Genomic DNA, 1495 nt, shown 5'->3' on the forward strand with positions numbered 1-1495 from the left:
AACGAGATCTGCGCATGTCTCGTGGGCTCGGAGGTGTGTATAAGAGACAGGCCCCCGGCCCCGTCCGTCCACGGCGGCGGGCCGCGGTCCCACGGCCGTGCCCCCGCGTCCCGCCCGGGAGGGGCGCGCGCGCCCGCAGACGTCGCGCGCCGCTGCCGCCGCGGAACTCACTCCGGAGGCGCAGCGCAAGCGCATGCGGATGAAGCTCGCGGGCGTCGCCGTGCTGGTGGTGCTCTTCGCGGGCCTGGGCGTCGTGCGCTCGCGCATGCGGCAACAGGCGGAGGAGCAGGGCCGCATCGAGGCGGAGCAGCGCAACTACCGCGAGCAGCTGGGCGGCCTCTTCCAGGATGCCAAGAACCTGGTGCGCGAGGGCCAGTGGCAGCAGGCCAAGGCGAAGCTGGAGGAGCTCCACGCCCAGGCGCCGGACTACCCCGGCGTGGCGGACTACCTGAAGGCCGCGGAGCGGGAAATCCCCAACCAGAACCACCTGGGCACGGCCCAGGCGGCGCTGGACAAGGGCGAGCTGGCCAGCGCGAAGGCGTCCATCGAGAAGGTGACCAGCGACACCCAGCTCTACGAGCAGCTGAAGACGGCGCGCAGGAACCTGACGGACGCCGCCGACAAGCGCACGAAGGAGGCCAAGGGGCTGCTGGACTCCCGCCAGCTGGAGAACGTGCAGAAGGCCAAGGCCATCACCGACGACGTGCTCGCGACCTTCCCCGAGCACCGTGACGGCAAGCTCGTCAACGACGACGCCGTGCGCGTCATCGCGGACCTGACGCGTCCGGACCCCGTGCGTGTGGCCGCGGTGCCCAAGCCGTGGGAGCCCGCGGTGGACCGCTTCCGCGACGCTGACATCACCGGCGCGGTGGCCATCCTCAACGCGTGCTCGGCCAAGACGCCCCAGTGCAAGCAGCTGATGGGGCAGATGACGGAGTTCGGCAACCTCTACAAGAAGCTGGAGGACCTGGACGCCAAGGGCCTCACCCGCCTGCTCGCGCTGGACAAGGACATCACCGACGGGCGCACGAGCAAGATGGCGCGCAACGCGGGCACCCGCGCGGGGAACATCTATTACAAGAGCGCCGCGGGAGCGAAGGCCGCCGGCCAGTGGTCGCGCGCCATGGAGTTCGCCCGCCGCGCGCTCCAGGCGGACCCCAGCCACACGGGCGCCGCCAACATCGTCAACGACCTCAAGGCCAAGGCGAAGGACCTGTACATGCAGGCCTACTCCATCAAGGACTCCAGCCCGGAGGACGCGCTGCCCAAGTTCCGCGACGTCGTCGCGATGACGCCGCCCGACGACGAGCTGCACGGCAAGGCCCAGGGCTGGGTCGAGAAGCTGTCGCGATGAAGAAGCGCAAGGGGCTGGAGCCGCCCCCGGCCGAGACGCCGGGGCAGGGCGACCTGTTCGGCACGTCGCTGCTCCCCCCCTTGCGTCCCGCGCCGGCGAAGGCCGCCAGTGGAGGCAAGCCGCCCGCGGCCCCGCCCACCG

At 71.4% G+C, this 1495-nt stretch carries 1 protein-coding gene; it reads left to right on the forward strand.

Annotation, left to right across the window (positions count from 1 at the left end):
* Positions 1-97: 97 nt before the first annotated feature.
* The gene (locus tag D7Y21_RS41180; protein ID WP_199735613.1) at positions 98-1354 is read left to right on the forward strand and encodes an FHA domain-containing protein; all 1257 of its coding nucleotides are present in this window, start codon (positions 98-100) and stop codon (positions 1352-1354) included.
* Positions 1355-1495: the final 141 nt, after the last annotated feature.

Source organism: Corallococcus sp. AB045 (genome assembly GCF_003668895.1).
Classification (GTDB): domain Bacteria; phylum Myxococcota; class Myxococcia; order Myxococcales; family Myxococcaceae; genus Corallococcus; species Corallococcus coralloides.